The organism is Vibrio rumoiensis 1S-45, assembly GCF_000286955.2.
GTDB lineage: Bacteria > Pseudomonadota > Gammaproteobacteria > Enterobacterales > Vibrionaceae > Vibrio > Vibrio rumoiensis_A.
This window is the reverse complement of the sequence record NZ_AJYK02000063.1, coordinates 1-20,096: the sequence shown is the minus strand read 5'-3', so window position 1 is coordinate 20,096 and position 20,096 is coordinate 1. Positions and strand designations below refer to the sequence as shown.

18 protein-coding genes and 2 pseudogenes are annotated in these 20,096 nt (G+C 40.6%); 13 read left to right on the top strand and 7 right to left on the bottom strand.

Going from position 1 to position 20,096, the window contains the following annotated elements; genetic code table 11:
* Window positions 1-81 precede the first annotated feature (81 nt).
* The 6 genes from hflD (at window position 82) to xthA (ending at window position 5,286) form a co-directional block, all read left to right on the top strand.
* Window positions 82-699: a high frequency lysogenization protein HflD gene (gene hflD, locus A1QC_RS08765; RefSeq protein ID WP_017024034.1), complete on the top strand. Its 618-nt coding sequence runs from the start codon at window positions 82-84 to the stop codon at window positions 697-699.
* A 70-nt stretch (window positions 700-769) separates the two neighbouring features.
* Complete coding sequence (gene purB / locus A1QC_RS08760; RefSeq protein ID WP_017024033.1) at window positions 770-2,143, top strand: adenylosuccinate lyase; 1,374 nt, start codon at window positions 770-772, stop codon at window positions 2,141-2,143.
* 109 nt (window positions 2,144-2,252) lie between these two features.
* Window positions 2,253-3,413 (top strand): cupin domain-containing protein, encoded by a 1,161-nt coding sequence (locus A1QC_RS08755; RefSeq protein ID WP_017024032.1) that lies wholly within the window; start codon window positions 2,253-2,255, stop codon window positions 3,411-3,413.
* A gap of 106 nt (window positions 3,414-3,519) precedes the next feature.
* Window positions 3,520-3,774, top strand: coding sequence for a hypothetical protein (locus A1QC_RS15550; protein ID WP_158006025.1), 255 nt, complete (start codon window positions 3,520-3,522; stop codon window positions 3,772-3,774).
* Window positions 3,775-3,791: 17 nt separating this feature from the next.
* Window positions 3,792-4,400, top strand: coding sequence for a YeeE/YedE thiosulfate transporter family protein (locus A1QC_RS08750; RefSeq protein WP_017024030.1), 609 nt, complete (start codon window positions 3,792-3,794; stop codon window positions 4,398-4,400).
* Between the two features lie 79 nt (window positions 4,401-4,479).
* Window positions 4,480-5,286 (top strand): exodeoxyribonuclease III, encoded by an 807-nt coding sequence (xthA, locus tag A1QC_RS08745; RefSeq protein WP_017024029.1) that lies wholly within the window; start codon window positions 4,480-4,482, stop codon window positions 5,284-5,286.
* Between the two features lie 105 nt (window positions 5,287-5,391).
* Here the strand turns inward: xthA and A1QC_RS08740 are convergent, their stop codons facing one another.
* The 4 genes from A1QC_RS08740 to A1QC_RS08725 form a co-directional block, all read right to left on the bottom strand.
* Complete coding sequence (locus A1QC_RS08740) at window positions 5,392-6,069, bottom strand: ABC transporter permease (RefSeq protein WP_026025688.1); 678 nt, start codon at window positions 6,067-6,069, stop codon at window positions 5,392-5,394.
* A 2-nt stretch (window positions 6,070-6,071) separates the two neighbouring features.
* Entirely contained in the window at window positions 6,072-6,815 is a 744-nt protein-coding gene (locus A1QC_RS08735; RefSeq protein ID WP_017024027.1) for an ABC transporter permease, read from the bottom strand.
* Between the two features lie 65 nt (window positions 6,816-6,880).
* A complete protein-coding gene (locus tag A1QC_RS08730; RefSeq protein ID WP_017024026.1) occupies window positions 6,881-7,651 on the bottom strand; it encodes an ABC transporter substrate-binding protein in 771 nt (256 codons plus the stop codon).
* A 131-nt stretch (window positions 7,652-7,782) separates the two neighbouring features.
* Window positions 7,783-8,553, bottom strand: coding sequence for an ABC transporter ATP-binding protein (locus tag A1QC_RS08725; RefSeq protein ID WP_017024025.1), 771 nt, complete (start codon window positions 8,551-8,553; stop codon window positions 7,783-7,785).
* Window positions 8,554-9,421: 868 nt separating this feature from the next.
* On the opposite strand from A1QC_RS08725, the gene pflB reads away from it, so the two are divergent.
* The 7 genes and pseudogenes from pflB to A1QC_RS08695 all read left to right on the top strand — a co-directional run bounded on the left by pflB (window position 9,422) and on the right by A1QC_RS08695 (window position 18,994).
* Complete coding sequence (gene pflB / locus A1QC_RS08720; protein ID WP_017024024.1) at window positions 9,422-11,698, top strand: formate C-acetyltransferase; 2,277 nt, start codon at window positions 9,422-9,424, stop codon at window positions 11,696-11,698.
* A 174-nt stretch (window positions 11,699-11,872) separates the two neighbouring features.
* Window positions 11,873-12,613 carry a pyruvate formate lyase 1-activating protein gene (pflA, locus tag A1QC_RS08715; protein WP_017024023.1) on the top strand — a complete coding sequence of 247 codons (741 nt, stop codon included), beginning with the start codon at window positions 11,873-11,875 and terminating at the stop codon, window positions 12,611-12,613.
* A 14-nt stretch (window positions 12,614-12,627) separates the two neighbouring features.
* A pseudogene (locus A1QC_RS15350) lies at window positions 12,628-12,735 on the top strand (YfbU family protein); the annotation flags it as partial.
* A 279-nt stretch (window positions 12,736-13,014) separates the two neighbouring features.
* Window positions 13,015-14,949 (top strand): PrkA family serine protein kinase, encoded by a 1,935-nt coding sequence (locus A1QC_RS08710; RefSeq protein ID WP_017024022.1) that lies wholly within the window; start codon window positions 13,015-13,017, stop codon window positions 14,947-14,949.
* A gap of 134 nt (window positions 14,950-15,083) precedes the next feature.
* On the top strand, window positions 15,084-16,355 hold the full coding sequence (locus A1QC_RS08705; RefSeq protein ID WP_017024021.1) for a YeaH/YhbH family protein: 1,272 nt from the start codon (window positions 15,084-15,086) through the stop codon (window positions 16,353-16,355).
* Window positions 16,356-16,370: 15 nt separating this feature from the next.
* Window positions 16,371-17,930 carry a SpoVR family protein gene (locus A1QC_RS08700; protein WP_017024020.1) on the top strand — a complete coding sequence of 520 codons (1,560 nt, stop codon included), beginning with the start codon at window positions 16,371-16,373 and terminating at the stop codon, window positions 17,928-17,930.
* A gap of 152 nt (window positions 17,931-18,082) precedes the next feature.
* Window positions 18,083-18,994: a sensor domain-containing diguanylate cyclase gene (locus A1QC_RS08695; RefSeq protein WP_017024019.1), complete on the top strand. Its 912-nt coding sequence runs from the start codon at window positions 18,083-18,085 to the stop codon at window positions 18,992-18,994.
* Between the two features lie 25 nt (window positions 18,995-19,019).
* Here the strand turns inward: A1QC_RS08695 and A1QC_RS15450 are convergent.
* From A1QC_RS15450 to A1QC_RS08685, 3 genes and pseudogenes are all read right to left on the bottom strand, one after another.
* Window positions 19,020-19,115: pseudogene (locus A1QC_RS15450) on the bottom strand (type II toxin-antitoxin system RelE/ParE family toxin); the annotation flags it as partial.
* Between the two features lie 12 nt (window positions 19,116-19,127).
* Window positions 19,128-19,493 carry a DUF6404 family protein gene (locus A1QC_RS08690; protein ID WP_017024018.1) on the bottom strand — a complete coding sequence of 122 codons (366 nt, stop codon included), beginning with the start codon at window positions 19,491-19,493 and terminating at the stop codon, window positions 19,128-19,130.
* A 129-nt stretch (window positions 19,494-19,622) separates the two neighbouring features.
* The gene (locus A1QC_RS08685) at window positions 19,623-20,057 is read right to left on the bottom strand and encodes a GNAT family N-acetyltransferase (protein ID WP_026025686.1); all 435 of its coding nucleotides are present in this window, start codon (window positions 20,055-20,057) and stop codon (window positions 19,623-19,625) included.
* Window positions 20,058-20,096 lie beyond the last annotated feature (39 nt).

Below are 20,096 nucleotides of genomic sequence, written 5' to 3'. Positions count from 1 at the left end.
GTTTCTGGCCCTTTTGTTTATACCCAGATTCATTCAACGTTACTGTTTTTAAGCACCATTGATTTTTTAGGAGAAGCAAACGTGGCAAACACACTTTATGACCGTACTATCGCTTTTGCGGGAATTTGCCAAGCAGTGGCCCTTGTTCAACAAGTGGCTCGTAACGGACAGTGTGACTCTGCTGCTTTTGAGACTGCTCTAAAAACCATCACTAACATGAATCCTCGCAATACGTTAGATGTCTTTGGTGATGAATCAAATTTAAAACTCGGTTTAGAAACTCTGATCAAAGGTATTGATAGCACACCAAGTGGCAGTGAAACTACCCGTTATATCATCAGTATCATGGCTCTAGAGCGTAAACTCAACTCACGTCCAGACTCAATGGCCCAACTTGGTGACCGACTCAGCACCGTTGAACGCCAAACTGAACATTACGATTTATTCGATGATCAGATGATCAGTAACTTAGCCAGTGTTTACCTTGATGTTATTAGCCCTGTCGGCCCTCGCATTCAAGTATCTGGCACCCCAGAAATATTGCAACAAACCATCAATCAACATAAAGTTCGCGCGTTATTATTAGCGGGTGTACGTTGCGCTGTATTATGGCGTCAAGTTGGTGGTAAGCGTCGTCACCTTATCTTAAATCGCAAGAAAATGGTTGAACAAGCCAAAATCTTGCTAGCTCGCGCTTAATAAGTATGATGATGCAACAACCTCTTTCAAACTCATTTCAATTTAACTCAATTTAATTCAGGAGATCCACATGGAACTGTCAGCATTGACTGCTGTTTCACCGGTAGACGGCCGTTACGGAAGTAAAACGATTGCGTTGCGCGAAATCTTCAGTGAATACGGTTTACTTAAGTACCGTACCATCGTTGAAATTCGCTGGTTACAAAAGCTTGCAGCGACCTCTGCGATTGCAGAAGTCCCGGCATTCAGTGACGAAGCCAATCAATACCTTAATGATTTAGCGGCTAATTTTAGTGAAGAAGATGCTAACCGCATCAAAACCATTGAAAGCACCACTAATCACGATGTAAAAGCAGTTGAATATTTCCTGAAAGAAAAAGTTGAAGCAATGCCAGAATTGCACGCAGTAAGTGAATTCATTCACTTTGCATGTACCTCTGAAGACATCAACAACACTTCTCATGCGTTAATGTTAAAAGAAGCGCGTGATGAAGTTGTACTGCCAGCGATTCGTCAAATTATTGATGCGATTAAAGGGCTTTCAGTTGAGTATCGTGATATTCCATTACTTTCTCGTACTCACGGTCAACCAGCTTCTCCGTCTACGATGGGTAAAGAGATGGCAAACGTGGCCTACCGTATGGAACGTCAATTTAAGCAAATTGCTAACGTTGAAATCCTAGCGAAAGTGAATGGCGCGGTTGGTAACTACAACGCCCACATCTCAGCTTACCCTGAACTGGATTGGCATAAATTCAGCGAAGAATTCATTACTGAATCACTAGGCGTTGATTGGAATCCATACACCACTCAAATCGAACCACACGATTACATCGCTGAATTATTTGATGCGATTGCACGTTTCAACACTATCTTGATCGATTTCGATCGTGATGTTTGGGGTTACATTGCATTGGGTCACTTTAAGCAAAAAACCATTGCTGGCGAAATTGGTTCTTCAACCATGCCGCATAAAGTGAACCCAATCGACTTTGAAAACTCAGAAGGTAACCTTGGTTTAGCCAATGCTATCTTTGGGCATCTCGCGCAAAAACTGCCAATTTCTCGCTGGCAGCGTGACTTAACTGACTCAACGGTTCTTCGTAACTTAGGTGTTGGTTGTGGTTATGCCATGATTGCTTACTCTTCAGTTATGCGCGGTATTAGCAAACTTGAAGTTAACCAAGCAGCCCTAGAAGCGGAACTGGATAAAAACTGGGAAGTACTAGCCGAACCAGTACAAACGGTCATGCGTCGCTACGGCATTGAAAAACCGTATGAAAAGCTAAAAGAGTTAACTCGTGGTAAACGTGTTGATGGCGAAGGCATGCGCGCATTCATCGATGGTTTAGAAATCCCTGAAGATGAAAAAGTACGTCTAAAACAAATGACGCCAGCGAATTACATCGGTGATGCTGTTCGATTGACTGATTTGTTGAAGTAATTTAAAAGTCACTTTACTTCTATTAGGGTTAGCTTCGGCTAGCCCTTTTTTATTGCTTTTCTGCTACACTCCCCCCCTGTTCTGATTCATATTTATAAATAGGCTTATCATGTACCAGCTTTCGTTTTCGCTTTCTGAATTTATGGCCGAATTTTGGCAAAAGAAACCCACTATTATTAAAGGTGGATTATTTTTCGATACGCCACAACAAGGCTTTGTAGATCCGCTTTCTCCAGATGAATTAGCCGGTCTTTCAATGGAAGAAGAAATCGATTCTCGCTTTATCTCAAACCTCAATGATGATTGGAAAGCCGAGCATGGCCCATTTTCTGAAGATAAATTTGCTGAACTGGGCGAAACGAATTGGTCTTTGATTGTTCAAGCGGCGAACCATTGGCACCCACAAGCTGCCGATTTAGTTACCCCATTCAAAGAAATGCCAGGGTGGTTATTTGACGATCTCATGATCAGCTTTGCGGTTCCAAATGGTGGTGTAGGTCCTCACATTGACCAATACGATGTTTTTATTTGCCAAGGCATGGGCAAACGCCATTGGCGTGTTGGGGCCAAAGATGAAGGCCAATATGACGAAGTGTGCCGTAACTCTGCCCTTCGTCAAATTGATCGCTTTGATGCCATTATTGATGAAGTGCTAGAACCCGGTGATGTTTTGTATATTCCACCAGGTTTTCCTCATGATGGCTATGCATTAGAAGCATCAATGAGCTATTCAGTTGGCTTTCGTTCACCAAAAGAGCAAGAACTTCTCAGCAATTTTGCGGATTATGTATTAGCCCATGATATTGGTGATGTTCACCTACATAACCCTGAACAAAAAACACAATCGGCCAATGGTATGATTCAACGTAATGATGCCAACATACTCAGTGACATGTTAAAAAAAGCGACACAAGACCCAGCGTTAATCGATCATTTCTTAGGTTGTATGCTCAGCCAATCACGCCATCAGCTTAATGTGGTTGCGCCTGAAGAAGAATGGACAATGGATGATGTCATGCAACACATCCAGCTAGGTGAAGGCATTTATAAAGTTTCTGGTTTACGTGCTTTATATCTAGAAACCGACCAAAATACTTTATTCATTAATGGTGAAGTTTTCCCACTCGAAGCAGGATTAGAACCACTCGCTAGTGTTTTGTGTGATGACGACGAGATCGAGCCACAAACGTTAGCTTCTTTAACCAGTATTCCTGCCGCCATTCAGTTATTGACTGAATTATTAAATAAAGGATATTGGTTTACCGAATAAGACAAAATTGAAACGTGGTGGATACGACATTATTGACTCTGCCACGTTTACATTTCATCACGCCAAATTACCATGCTTCAATAATAATCATTAATTGGTCTATTACTTGCCCATAAACACTGAAATATTTTTTTTTATTATCGCGGCTTTTCTGACGGCAGCGGTTGGCTATTACGCTCAACGCATTGGATTATGCATGGTTCGTGGTGTCGAAAAAGCACGTCACGGGCAACCTAGCTTTCTGCTTGCCATCTTGTGCAGTAGCGCATTTTCATGGGTTGCTATCTTAGCCGCTTATCAAATTGGAGCGCTGCAACATTTTACCGCTTATGCCCTCACCCCTCTGCCTTTTATCGGTTAGTTCGTGGCGAATTGGTGATGTTCAGTACCGTTTGTGGCTGGCTCATTGGTTGGTTAATTTTAACCCCTTATATGAACTCAATTTCAGAACAGCGAATTGGTTATGACTTCCATCAGCAAGGTATTTACTTATTTGTCTTCTCTCTTATTCTTTGCATTTTGATTCCTCGCTTTTCTAAAAAGAATAAAGAAATTTGGCGAGATATGCTGCTTATTGGCTTTATGGCTAGCCTTGTTTTTGTGTATCAACCTCATTGGACACCAAGTGGTTTATTACAAGATATTAGTACTGCATTATGGAATGAAAATAATGCTTCATGGCCAGATATCACGCGCTTTGGCTTAGTATTAAGTTTAGTTATTGGTATGCTAATCTCGGCATTAAAACGAAAGTTATTCAAACTTGAATTTGGTGGTTTATCTCGCCACTTGCTGCACTTAGCTTCCGGTATTTTAATGGGACTAGGTGGTGTGATAGCGGGAGGCGGAAATGATTCACAACTTCTGATTGGTATCCCGTCTTTATCACCGGCTAGCATTGCTTCTATTGTCTCAATGATCGCGGGCATTTATTTAGGTCGAAAAGTATCAGAATTAATCAAACCCACCTTAAAATCAGCCAGTTAATATAATTCATATCCATATAAACTTTTGCACGTTATTATGGGAGCATATTTGCTGATAACTGAAATAAGGAAAGATAATCTTGAAAGTCATTTCATTCAATATCAATGGTCTGCGCGCCAGATTGCATCAATTACAAGCTATTATCGATAAACATCAGCCAGATGTAATTGGTTTGCAAGAAATCAAAGTTCACGATGAAGCCTTTCCATTAGCCGATGTAGAAGCAATGGGCTATCACGTTTATTTCCATGGTCAGAAAGCGCATTACGGTGTCGCTATGTTGTGCAAGCAAGAGCCGATCGCTGTCCAAAAAGGTTTCGCTACTGATACAGATGAACACCAACGTCGCATGATCATGACCACCTTTGAAGATGAGAGCGGTCAAAAAACAACCGTAATGAATGGTTACTTCCCTCAAGGTGACAACATCAGCCATGAAACCAAGTTCCCATACAAGCGTCAGTTTTATAAAGATCTGATGACACACTTGAATACTCACCACAACAGTGATGAGCAGCTAATTATAATGGGTGATATCAACATTAGCCCTATTGATTTAGATATCGGCATTGGTGAACCGAACGCTAAGCGTTGGCTCAAAACAGGTAAATGTTCGTTCCAACCAGAAGAACGTGAATGGCTTAAAACCTTATTAGATTGGGGCTTTGAAGATACTTTCCGTAACTTACACCCAACCGTTGATAACCAATATTCATGGTTTGATTACCGCTCTCGTGGTTTTGATGATAACCGTGGGCTTCGTATTGATGTGGTGTTAGCAACGCCTAACCTTGCCGCTAAATGTATTGATGCTGGCATTGACTACGAATTACGTGGTATAGAAAAACCATCGGATCATGCACCAATCTGGTCAGAGTTTAAGTAACCTCCGGGTCAGAAAACTAAAGCTCATAACTCAACACAAAAAAGCCAATCAATATTGAATTGATTGGCTTTTCATTATCGGCTGTTCAGTTAAATAATCGACATATCAACTAATCGGTCGTGCGTAAGCTAGTAATCGTTTTTCTAAGACTTTAAAAAAGTAAATCATCGACATACTCAAAATCATATAGAAAACACCAGCCGTTAAAAATGCTTCAAATGGTGCGTAGGTTCTTGAGTTTACCAAGCGAGCCACACCAGTAATATCCATTACAGTGACGATCCCAGCAACGGCAGAACCATGCAGCATAAAGATAACCTCATTGCTGTATGCCGGTAATGCACGTCTAAATGCGCTAGGTAAAATAATTCGACGATATACTTTCCACGTCGACATACCATACGCTCTTGCCGCTTCTATCTCGCCCCTATCCAGCCCCTTAATTGCACCGGCAAAAATCTCTGCAGTATAAGCACCAGTATTAAGTACAAAGGCAACTAAAGCACAAAACCAAGCATGCTCCCATAATGTACCTCGTACCTCCATAAATTGGCTCGAGCCATAATAGATAAGATACAGTTGCACTAATAGCGGTGTACCTCGGAAGAAGTAGCTATAACACCAAACTGGGAAATTAATAAAAGCATGAGAACTGGTTCTCGCCACACCAGCTGGAACTGCAATACACAAACCAATTAATAGTGATAAACCTACGAGCCAAAATGTGGTCCATAGACCTTCAAAATATAAAGGCAAGCTATCAAGCATTACTGAAAAATCCATGCTTACCTCGTGTGCAATGTGTATTTGCGTTCTAACAATCTAAGCAACGCAATCGAAACACTAGTGAAAAATAAGAAGATAACCGACACTGTCATATAAAATGTAAACGGCATTTTGGTTGAACCAGCCGCTAATGCACCAACACGTACCATGTCATCTAAACCGATAATAGAAACTAATGCCGTCGTTTTTAATAACACCAACCAGTTATTACCAAAACCAGGAATCGCATGGCGAATCATTTGCGGCAATAAGATTCGACGAAATGACATCACACTACTCATGCCATACGCTTTTGCCGCTTCTAGCTCTCCCTTATCGACGGCCATAATTGCGCCACGGAAGGTTTCTGTCATGTAAGCGCCAAAGATAAAGCCAATCGTTAATATACCGGCAGAAAATGGGCTAACATCGACATAATCAGGTAAATATGCGGTCCATTCGTGAGCGGAATTGTAACTCGTCATCCACTCATTAATTTGTTCATTAAGTGAGTAAAGTGAATTATTAAGAAGAACTTGACCGCCAAAAAAGATCAGCATCATCAAAACGAGATCAGGAATACCACGAATGATCGTCGTATACGCTGTAGCACAAATCCGAGCAATACGATAAGGCGACAATTTTGCTAATGCGCCTAACATACCGAGCAACACCGCAACAATAAGAGACAACAAAGCCACTTCAATCGTTACCCATGCGCCTTTCAGAATTGTGTATTCATAACCTTGTAAAAAATCTAACATCATAAAGGTCTAATAACTGAATGAGAGGCAGCCGACACTGCCTCTAATGGATCAAAATTTATGGCTTACTCACCGTAAACATCATAAGTGAAGTATTTAGCCGCAATTTGTTGGTAAATACCTTTAGCACGTAGTGAATCAATCGCTTTATCTAATTTAGTCGCAAGGTCTTGGTCTTGTTTACGAACCGCAATACCGAAACCATCACCAAACCATTGCTTGTCAGTTAATGAAGGCCCTGTAAATTCATAGCCGTCTTTTTTATCTAACATGCCGCTTTGCAGTGCTGATGCATCACCAAATACTGCATCAATGCGACCACTTTCAAGATCTAAATATGCTTCATCGAACGTGCCGTAACGAGAAACATCGACGATATCTTTATAATTATCTTCAATGTATTGGTCATGCGTTGTAGAACGTTGAACACCAATTTTTACGCCTTTAAGACCTTCTTTGGTGAAATCAAGGTTAGCCCCTTTCTTCGCAATAAATTTGTTTGGAATTAATGCGTACTTATGAGTAAAGGCTACTTTCTTTTTGCGCTCTTCGGTAATAGACATGCCAGCAATAATCGCATCGTATTTACGAGCCAATAATGCAGGAATAATACCATCCCAATCTTGAGCAACAATTTTACATTTGGTTTCCATCTCTTTACAAAGCGCATTAGCTAAGTCGACATCAAACCCAACAAGCTCACCAGAAGAATTGGTGTAGTTGAACGGAGGATAAGCCCCTTCAGTCGCAAAACGTACTGTATCCCAATCCTTGGCTTGCGCAGCGCCAGATAAAGTTGCTGCTGCGATCGTTGCTGCTAAAAACCACTTTTTCATATCCATACTCCTGTGATTATCACTGATATTATTGTTTGTTTTCTTATTTTTATTTCTTCGTATTTATGACATACAAAGACGTTTGCATTAACACTTTTAAATAAAGCATTAAATTTTGATTCAAAAAACGCTTAGTAAACAGACGAAATAAACTGTTTAAAACGTTCAGATTCGGGGTGAGTAAATATTTTCTCTGGGTGCCCTGCTTCTTCAACCAACCCTTGATGTAAAAACATCACATGATTTGATACATCACGAGCAAATGCCATTTCATGAGTCACCACCAACATGGTTCTGCCTTCTTCGGCTAAATCACGCATAACACCTAACACTTCACCAACTAATTCAGGATCAAGTGCAGAAGTTGGTTCATCAAATAACATAACTTCAGGATCGACAGCTAATGCACGCGCAATTGCAGCACGCTGCTGTTGCCCCCCTGATAGGTGTCCAGGGTAGTAATCTTTGCGATCATACAAGCCTACTTTTTTAAGCAGCAATTCTGCATTTTCAATCGCCTGAGCCTTTGGAACACCTAATACATGAACTGGAGCTTCGATCACATTTTCAAGAACCGTTAAGTGAGACCACAAATTGAATCCTTGAAATACCATCGCTAAACGAGAGCGAATTCGTTGCACTTGCTTGTCGTTAGCGGGCAACACTTCACCTTTACGGTCCGCTTTCATTTTGATCAGTTCACCATTGACCCATACTTCACCAGATGTAGGTGTCTCAAGTAAATTAATACAACGCAGAAAAGTACTCTTTCCAGAACCGGATGATCCGATGATAGAAATGACGTCGCCTTTATTAGCCGACAGAGAAATGCCTTTTAAAACTTCATTTTGACCAAACGTTTTGTGCAGGTCTTTAATATCCAGCGCGGGTACATCCGTCATGCGCCATTGCTCCCTTAATAATTTTTATATGCCACTTGGCTTTTTAATTTTAACCAATATTTAACAAAAGTAGCATTACTCCTTACACGCTGCAATCAATGATCTGCGCCTTCAACGCTTGAACCAGTGCGACATACTGAATTTATATTCATTTTATAGGCATTTATTCTTATTTCAATGCAAAAATTCAGAAAAGACAATAATATCAATATACTGTCGACCAAATTGTGTCATATCGAGCATGGAAAGAAGGAGGTACGTCGAAACAACATGACGAGGCTAATAACAAACATCTAGGAAGTGTATGCATTAGTGATATTTATTTTTTAAATGAATGATTAATAAAATTAAAATTATTTAAAATCAACACCTTAAAATGCCACCCCAAAAAACACCAAAAAAAGTTAAGTTTTTTATAAATTTTTTTAGTTAAAAGACAAATACTCTTCATTAAGTGATCTAGATCAACACTTATGCGTCCATCTATTGTTAACTTTTACCCAAAGGAGGTAGTAAAGAACCTCTTTAACCAGGGAAGCATTTAGATGTCATGACTTTTCCCACAAAAACTGAAGAATAATCTGACAAAATAGCTATTATTTAGATTAATTTAGATTTAAGGGAAAATATCATAGCCAAAAGTACAATTTCATTTTGAATTTATCTCTAGAAACTTGGGTATACAGTAAGCGTTTTATGCTGTCATTCCTCAGTAACAATATCAATTAACACTATTGAACCAATGAGCCTAATCAGTATTCATTGATATTGTTATTAATCTAAGTGTACTGAAGCCTTAGGGCGATAATTCTCATTCTATGGTCGTTATCACAGTACGTATTTTTTCTACTACAAAGGTAGGTATGTCATGGCAGAGCAATTTGCTAAAGCTTGGGAAGGTTTTGCTAACGGTGATTGGCAAAATGAAGTAAACGTTCGTGATTTCATTCAAAAGAACTACACACCTTATGAAGGTGATGAATCTTTCCTAGTTTCTGAGGGTACTGAAGCGACTGATAAGCTTTGGGCTCAAGTAATGGAAGGCATCAAGGTTGAGAACAAGACTCTTGCTCCACTTGATTTCGATACTTCTGTTATTTCTACCATCACATCTCACGATGCTGGATACATTAACAAAGATCTTGAAACTATCGTTGGTCTTCAAACTGAAGCTCCACTGAAACGCGCTATCATCCCTAATGGTGGTATTCGCATGGTTGAAGGTTCTTGTAAAGCATACGGTCGTACTTTAGACCCACAAATTTCTAAGATCTACTCTGAGCTTCGTAAAACACACAACCAAGGTGTGTTCGATATCTACACTCCAGACATCATGAAATGTCGTAAATCTGGCGTATTGACCGGTCTTCCTGATGCTTACGGCCGTGGTCGTATCATTGGTGATTACCGTCGCGTAGCGCTTTACGGTATTGATTACTTGATGAAAGACAAACTGGCTCAATTCACATCTTTACAAGATCGTTTTGAAAATGGTGAAGACCTAACCGCGACAATGCAACTTCGTGAAGAAATTGCAGAACAACATCGCGCACTAGGCCAAATCAAAGAAATGGCTGCAAGCTACGGCTGTGATATTTCTGAGCCAGCTCAAACTGCTCAAGAAGCTATCCAATGGACTTACTTCGGCTACCTAGCAGCAGTTAAATCACAAAACGGCGCGGCAATGTCTCTTGGCCGTACTTCAAGCTTCCTTGATATCTTCATCGAGCGTGATATCGCTGCTGGCAAAATCACTGAAGCACAAGCGCAAGAAATGATTGACCATTTCGTAATGAAACTACGTATGGTGCGTTTCCTACGTACACCTGAATACGATGAGTTGTTCTCTGGTGACCCAATCTGGGCAACAGAATCAATGGGTGGTATGGGTCTTGACGGACGTACATTAGTAACACGCAGTAACTTCCGTTTCCTAAACAGCCTATACACAATGGGTCCAAGCCCTGAGCCAAATATCACGGTTCTTTGGTCTGAAAAACTACCTGCTGGCTTTAAGCACTTCTGTGCAAAAGTATCGATTGATACTTCTTCTATCCAGTACGAAAATGATGACTTAATGCGTCCTGACCTACAATCGGATGATTACGCAATCGCATGTTGTGTATCACCAATGGTTGTTGGTAAGCAAATGCAATTCTTCGGCGCTCGTGCAAACCTTGCGAAAACCATGCTTTACACCATCAATGGTGGTGTGGATGAGAAACTGAAAATCCAAGTCGGTCCTAAAATGGACAAAATCGCTGGCGACGTTCTTGACTACAATGAATTGTGGGAAAAAATGGACCACTTCATGGATTGGTTAGCAAAACAATACGTGACAGCATTAAACTCTATCCACTACATGCACGACAAGTACAGCTATGAAGCTTCATTAATGGCACTTCATGACCGTGACGTTCGTCGTACCATGGCGTGTGGTATTGCGGGTCTTTCTGTTGCAGCTGACTCACTATCTGCAATCAAATACGCGAAGGTAAAACCTATTCGTGACGAAGATGGTCTTGCAATCGATTTTGAAATAGAAGGTGATTACCCTAAATTTGGTAACAACGATGCGCGTGTGGATGATATTGCATGTGAACTTGTTTCTACTTTTATGGGCAAAATACGTAAACTTAAAATGTACCGTGATGCGATTCCAACGCAATCTATCCTGACTATCACATCAAACGTGGTATACGGTAAGAAAACAGGTAACACGCCTGATGGTCGCCGCGCTGGTACGCCTTTCGCTCCTGGTGCTAACCCAATGCACGGTCGTGATGAGAAAGGTGCAGTAGCGTCTCTAACATCCGTTGCAAAACTTCCGTTTGCGGATGCACAAGATGGTATCTCTTACACCTTCTCTATCGTACCTAACGCATTAGGTAAAACAGATGAAGCTAAGAAAGCGAACCTTGCGGGCCTAATGGATGGTTACTTCCACCATGAAGCTGACTTGGAAGGTGGCCAACACCTTAACGTGAATGTTCTTAACCGCGAAACACTAGAAGACGCCGTTAAGCACCCAGAGAAATATCCTCAGCTAACTATCCGCGTTTCGGGTTACGCTGTACGGTTCAACTCTCTAACCACAGAACAACAACAGGACGTTATCGCACGTACCTTTACTGAATCTCTATAAAATTGAACTAGAGTAGTCAGAGAAACAAGCCCTACTCCCTTGAGTGGGGCTTTTTATTATAGTCATCAACCGCCGTTTGATAACGATTTGAGCCTAAAATCAGCCTTACTTATCCTAGGTTAACCCTAGTTTTTGTAATAAAATAAAGACATTCAATTCCAAAGGACTTTCCTTATGTCAGTAACCGGTCGTATCCACTCTTATGAATCTTGTGGCACTGTTGATGGACCAGGCATCCGCTTCATTGTGTTCATGCAAGGTTGTTTAATGCGTTGTATGTACTGTCACAACCGCGACACTTGGGACACACATGGAGGTAAAGAAGTTGGTGTTGAAGAAATCATCAATGAAGCGAAATCTTATCGTCACTTCATGAACGCATCTGGTGGCGGCATTACCTGCTCAGGTGGAGAGGCCATGCTTCAACCTGAATTCGTACGCGATTTATTCCGTGCCGCACATGCTGAAAACATTCACACTTGTTTGGATACAAATGGCTATATTCGCAAGCATACCGATGTTATCGATGAAGTTTTAGACGATACCGATCTTGTCATGCTCGATATTAAGCACATGAAAGATGAGATTCATCATGATTTTATTGGCGTGTCCAATCACCGAACATTAGATTTCGCACGTTATTTAAACAAAATTGGTAAAAAAACATGGTTACGTTACGTGATCGTGCCCGGTTATACCGATGATCCAGAAGCGGCTGAAATGCTAGGTGAGTTCATTAAAGATATGGATAACATCGAAAAAGTAGAACTGTTGCCTTACCACAAGCTTGGCGCTCATAAATGGGAAGCACTCGGTCACGATTATCCCTTAGATGGTGTTGAACCACCGTCAAAAGAAACCATGGAAAATATCGTTGCCATTTTAAGCAAATACAACAACAACGTTATGTTCTAAATTACATAGAAATGCACCATACAATGCAAGAAAAGTATCGTCGCATGTTAAGCTCTTGGCGTAACTGCCCTCGCCAATATCATTTATCATCAACTGAATTATTGCAGATATTAAGCGCATAACCATCATCACCAAAATGGCATCGATTACGGTGCCGTTTTGTTACCCTCTTATCTCCCCCTTCAAAATCAATACCTTTGTTACTTCAACATTTTCTTCGTGATAAACCGCAAATGCTGACATAAATAAGTACATAATTGTTAAGCAGAATACAAAATCGAGTCTAGTCTTATTGGTAAGGGTGTAATGAATTTGCCATTCTTATACCAGTTTAAGTAATTCATTGAACAGAGAATTGCTGATATTGGTATCACCATTCGACATATTCAAGGGGATTCGCTATGAGTATTTTCGACCACTATCAAGCACGTTACGAAGCATCTAAAGAAGAAGAGCTTTCTCTTCAAGACTTTCTTGCCCTCTGCCAACAAGATAAAAGCGCCTATGCCAATGCAGCTGAGCGACTACTGCTCGCCATTGGAGAGCCTGAAATCATTGATACTTCGAAAGAGCCGCGACTAAGCCGGATCTTTTCCAACCGGGTCATTTCACGTTATAAAACCTTTGAACACTTTTACGGCATGGAAGAAGCGATTGAGCAAATTGTTTCGTACTTAAAACATGCCGCTCAAGGATTGGAAGAACGTAAACAAATTCTGTATTTGCTTGGCCCTGTTGGTGGTGGTAAATCTTCAATCGCTGAAAAATTAAAAGCATTGATGCAACAGTTACCCATTTATGTGCTTTCCGCGAATGGGGTTCGAAGCCCTGTGAATGACCACCCTTTTAGCTTATTCAACATTGAAGAAGATGGTGAATTATTAAAAAGCGAATATGGCATTGACCCACGCTATCTTCGCTCAATCATGTCGCCCTGGGCTGCCAAACGCTTACATGAATTTGGTGGTGATATTACTAAGTTTAAAGTCGTGAAATTACGCCCATCTATTTTAGATCAAGTCGCCATTGCGAAAACTGAACCGGGCGATGAGAACAACCAAGACATTTCATCCTTGGTTGGTAAAGTTGATATCCGACAACTTGAACATTTCTCACAAGATGATCCTGATGCCTACAGCTACTCTGGTGCTTTATGTAAAGCAAACCAAGGTGTGATGGAATTTGTCGAAATGTTTAAAGCACCGATCAAAGTCTTACACCCATTATTAACCGCCACTCAAGAAGGCAATTATAACGGTACTGAAGGACTTTCTGCTTTGCCATTTGAGGGCATGATTTTAGCACACTCCAACGAATCGGAATGGCAGACCTTCCGTCACAATAAAAACAATGAGGCCTTCCTAGACCGGGTGTATATTGTGAAAGTGCCTTATTGCTTACGTGTATCGGAAGAAATCAAAATCTATCAAAAATTACTCTCTAACAGCGAGCTATCTCAAGCCCCTTGTTCACCAAGTACATTAGAAACCCTCGCGCAATTTAGTATCCTTTCTCGCCTTAAAGAGCCAGAAAATTCATCCGTTTTCTCTAAAATGCGCGTGTATGACGGTGAAACGCTAAAGGACACCGATCCAAAAGCCAAAAGCTACCAAGAGTACCGCGACTATGCAGGCGTGGACGAAGGCATGTCTGGCCTTTCAACCCGCTTTGCTTTTAAAATTCTCTCTCGTGTTTTTAACTTTGATCAAGCCGAAGTCGCAGCAAATCCGGTTCATTTATTCTATGTCATTGAACAACAAGTCGAACGCGAGCAATTCCCACAAGAAACCGCTGACAAGTATCTTGAGTTTTTGAAAGGCTACTTAGTACCCAAGTATGTTGAATTCATCGGCAAAGAAATTCAAACCGCTTACCTTGAATCCTATTCCGAATACGGGCAAAACATCTTTGATCGTTATGTCACCTATGCCGATTTCTGGATTCAAGATCAAGAATACCGCGACCCAGAAACAGGCCAATTATTTGATCGTTCAGCCCTAAATGACGAGCTAGAGAAAATCGAAAAAACCGCGGGGATCAGTAACCCGAAAGACTTCCGCAATGAGATTGTGAACTTTGTTTTACGTGCTCGTGCAAACAATAAAGGCAGTAACCCAGTATGGACAAGTTATGAAAAACTTCGCACTGTGATTGAGAAGAAAATGTTCTCGAACACAGAAGAGCTTTTGCCTGTTATTTCATTTAATGCAAAAACCTCTAGCGATGATCAGAAAAAACACGACAACTTTGTTGCTCGTATGATGGAGAAAGGCTACACCAAAAAACAAGTTCGCTTGCTGGCAGAATGGTACTTACGTGTTCGTAAATCATCATAACTCACCACTTGCGACGCTGTACATCAAGGCTAATGCTCTTGCTTTTAGTTGCTAAATTGGGATGACAAGTCCAATGGTTTAGTAACTAAAAGCCCACAAAGAGTGATTGAGCCAATGAGTCTTTTGGGGGAGCTATGGCACAATTTATTGATAGACGTTTAAACGGGAAAAACAAAAGTACCGTAAATAGACAGCGATTTATTCGCCGTAACAAAGAACAGATCAAGAAGTCTGTCGCTGAAGCGGTGAAAAAACGCTCTATTACCAATACAGAAAGCGGCGAAGATGTCGCGATTCCTAGCCGTGATCTCAGTGAGCCTGTTTTTCATCAGGGTAAAGGCGGCAGCAAAGAGCGCGTTCATCCCGGTAACGACCAATTCATCACTGGTGATCAAATTGACCGCCCACCAGCAGGCGGTGGTGGCAGTGGTTCAGGCAAAGGTGATGCCAGTAACGATGGTGAAGGCCAAGACGATTTTATTTTCCAAATTTCTAAAGATGAATACCTCGATATTCTATTTGAAGATTTAGAGTTGCCCAATTTACAAAAAAATCAGGTCAACAAGATCACAGAATGGAAATCGCATCGTTCTGGATATAAAACCGCCGGTATTCCTTCTAATATTGCTATTGTTCGATCCCTGCAACAATCCCTCGCTCGCCGTACCGCCATGTCAGCCTCTAAACGGCGTCAATTAAAAGAACTAGAAAGCCTATTCGATAATGTTCACATGACTGAACCGGCTCAACCATTAGAAGAAAAACGCATTAAAAACGAAATTGAAGCCCTACGCCAAAAAATTGCTAGCGTGCCTTTTATTGACACCTTTGATCTGCGTTTTAAAAACTACGAACGACGCCCTATTCCTTCTAGCCAAGCTGTCATGTTTTGCCTAATGGATGTGTCCGGCTCTATGGATCAAGCCACCAAAGACATCGCCAAACGCTTTTATGTGCTTTTGTATCTGTTCTTAACTCGCACTTATGAAAATGTTGAAGTGGTATTTATTCGCCATCACACCCAAGCGAAAGAAGTCGACGAACACGAATTCTTCTACTCCCAAGAAACCGGTGGCACCATTGTATCCAGTGCTTTAAAAATGATGGATGACATTATTAAAAAGCGTTATCCAACACATGAATGGAACATTTACGCCGCTCAAGCTTCTGATGGAGATAACTGGGCCGATGATTCACCAAAATGCAAAGAGATCTTAACCAAACAACTGCTACCTTCTTGCCGTTATTATTCGTATATCGAGATCACCAAACGCGCTCATCAAACCTTATGGAATGAATATGAATCGTTAGAAAATACGTTTGATAACTTTGCAATGAAGAATATTCAAAGTGTTGATGATATTTTCCCTATTTTCCGCGAACTCTTTCAAAAGCAAACGCAATAGACAAGGGGCAGCATTATGGTTACAAAAATGAAAGCGCAGTCATCTAACAAGAGTTCACACCCTGGCTTCCCATTACCTGCTGGACCAGACTGGACATTTGATCTATTAGAACTCTACCACACGGAAATAAAACGTGTGGCGCAGCATTACCGCTTAGATACTTACCCGAATCAAATTGAAGTCATCACCGCTGAACAAATGATGGATGCCTATTCCAGTGTCGGCATGCCGATAAATTATCATCATTGGTCATTCGGGAAGAGGTTCATTCAAACAGAACAAAACTACAAACATGGCCACATGGGTCTCGCTTATGAAATTGTCATTAATTCCGACCCATGCATCGCCTATTTAATGGAAGAAAACACCATTACCATGCAAGCACTCGTTATGGCGCATGCATGTTATGGGCACAACTCATTTTTTAAAGGCAATTACTTGTTCCAATCATGGACAGACGCTAGCTCCATCATCGATTATTTGCTATTCGCGCGTAACTACATTACAGAATGTGAAGAAAAATACGGTATTGAACAAGTTGAGCAAACCCTCGATTCGTGCCATGCGTTAATGAACTATGGGGTTGATCGCTATAAACGCCCAGAAAAAATATCCATACTCGAAGAAAAAGCACGCCAAGAATCACGCGAAGCTTACTTACAATCTCAAGTGAATGAATTATGGCGTACCGTCCCTAAATCCAATGTGGATGAACACCCAGATGCTCCGCGCTTTCCTAGTGAGCCGCAAGAAAACTTACTGTACTTCATAGAAAAACATGCACCACTGTTAGAACCTTGGCAGCGTGAAATTGTTCGTATTGTCCGTAAAGTCAGCCAATACTTTTACCCACAAAAACAAACCCAAGTCATGAATGAAGGCTGGGCAACATTCTGGCATTACACCATATTGAACCATTTATACGACGAAGGCATTGTGGAAGATAAATTCATCTTAGAATTTCTACACAGCCACACCAATGTGGTCGCTCAACCCAATTACAATAGTCCTCATTATAGTGGTATCAACCCTTATGCACTAGGCTTTGCCATGTTCCAAGACATTCGACGTATTTGTGAAAACCCTACCGATGAAGACAAGGAATGGTTTCCAGAAATGGCTGGCTCAAATTGGTTAGACACTGTTCACTTTGCGATGCAAAACTTCAAAGATGAAAGCTTTATTAGCCAATATTTATCACCAAAAATCATTCGTGATTTTAAGTTGTTCGCTGTATTAGATGACGATAGAAAAAACCATATTAAAGTCAGTGCCATCCATGATGAAAATGGGTATCAGGCGATTCGTGAAAAACTCGCGTCACAATATAATCTAAGTAATTTAGAACCCAATATTCAAGTGTGGAATGTCAATGTACGTGGCGATCGTTCATTAACATTACAACATATTCCTCAAGACAGAATTCCATTAAACGGTAACTACCCTGAAGTGCTTAAGCACCTGCATAGATTATGGGGATTTGATGTGATTCTTGAAGAATTAAAAGATTCAGGTCATAGAGAGATATTGGCTACATGTCCAGCAAAACCCAATACGACTCATGGCGTATCTTAAAAGTAAGACTATATGTTATATGAATACAATTCTGTTCGTTGCTCTCATCTACTTATAGTAATATCCGTTAATTATTAGCTAATCCATTTTTAATAACATGAAAGAAAATATGGTTCATAAGCTATCAGTACCTCTTAACAAGGCTAATCCTTATGGATCAAAATGAATATGAAGAATATAGAGCTATCATTTCAGCACTACCTGATATGGTTTTTGTTATTACCGAATCAGGACACTATGCAAACATTGTAGGCGGTGATTGCTCCGAACTTTATCATAATGCCGATCCCCTTAAAGGCGTTTCTTTATTTGATGTTTTACCTGTTCAAAAAGCCAATTGGTTTATTGATAGAATTCAAGAAACATTAACACAAAATAAATTGATGATTTTTGAGTACTCACTTTCTTCTAATGATGTTGCTAGTATCGATGATCTATCTGGCCCAAATGGCATTCTTCGTTTTGAAGGCCGAGTGAATCCACTCAAGTCTCCACGCTATGGTGAAAGAGCTGTAGTCTGGGTAGCCCGCAATATAACCAAGCGCCACCAATTAGAAAAACAACTTCTATTCCAATCAGAAATTGATGAATTATCTGAACTGTATAATCGAAGAAAATTATTCTCCAAATTATCGAGCGCTTTTACTCTTTATCAACAACACAATGATTGTTATAGCTTTTTAGTTCTCGATATTGATAACTTTAAAGCCATTAATGATACGCATGGCCACCAATCAGGCGACGCTGCAATTCAAAAACTGGCGAAAATATGCCAAGTAGAGATAAACAGTAATGACATTGTTGGGCGCATTGGCGGAGATGAGTTTGCTATCATTCATAAAAACACCTCTCCGAAATCCGCGGTTGAATTAGCCTCTAAAATCAACCAGGCTGTTATTCATCTTTCGTCAAATGACCGAAATTCCGAACCTCAAATGACCGTCAGCATCGGTTTAAGCCAATTTAAGAAAGAAGACGATTCCATTGACCAAGTGTATCAACGATCAGATATGGCGCTTTATGAAGCAAAAAGAAAAGGTAAGAATCAGTTTTCAAGTCAATAAATTTCCCATGCCAAGCTCTTGTTGGCTGTACTTTACTCGTTTGAATCCATTGTTTTGCAGCTACAAAATTTTCAAGTTCGATGTATTCAGCGTTATCATTAAGGTCAGATAAGACATCCACTTCAGAACCCTGTTATGGCGCAGATTCGTAGTTAGCACTACACCACTCCTTCCAATTTACATTGCCCAATTTCTTGTGCGCTTTAGCAACGCGATATGCTAACAGCCCGCCTATAATACAGCCAAACAGAAGTGTAGAGACTAATTGGATAATCCAATCTTCAGGAGCTGTCCGCCAAATAAACAACCACATAAGTAGACCCCAAAGTGTACCGAAAACTATTCCTTGTTTAAAAAAGACTTTAACTGGGGATTGAAAGACTAATGGCTTAGTCTCTGAGAAAAGGAGCTTCGACCACAAATTAGAATTAAATTTGGTCAAATCCTCAGGAACACCTTTTTCGACTAGATGTTGTTTAATAAAAGCCAATTTTTCCATAGTTCATCCTTTCAACACTTATATGACCAGCCATGCTTACACCTGTAATTACCAACAAAGCGCACCAAACCGATAACCCAAAATGCCAAACCCCAACCGTCCAATTATTTTTTTGTTATACGCCTAACACTAAACGTTGCTATTGCTCGAGCTATTAAACGAGTATATTCGAATTTCATCTCGTGGAAACCAACCTAATTTTTCATAAAACTGCTGGGCGCTTACATTGTCGTTATATACAAATAAATGCGTTTTAGGGATTCCTAGTTTTGAAAGTGCATCGAGCGATGTTGATACGAGCTCACAACCTAACCTTTGCCCTCGGAATTTTGGAGAAACAGCCAGATGCTGTAAGTAGCCACGACGCCCATCAGTACCAACCAATACCGCGCCAACAATCTCGCTTTCACTTTCTGCAACAAAACTTAAACCCGAGTTACGCTCTAGGTAACGTCCAATACTTTCTCTTGAATCGGCATCTCTTATGCTCATCCCTTCAGTTTGACACCATAAGGCTATGACGGAATCATAATCAGCGATATCCATTTCACGAACTATTACCACCAAACTCTCCTTACGTATAGACATAATGACTCCCACGAA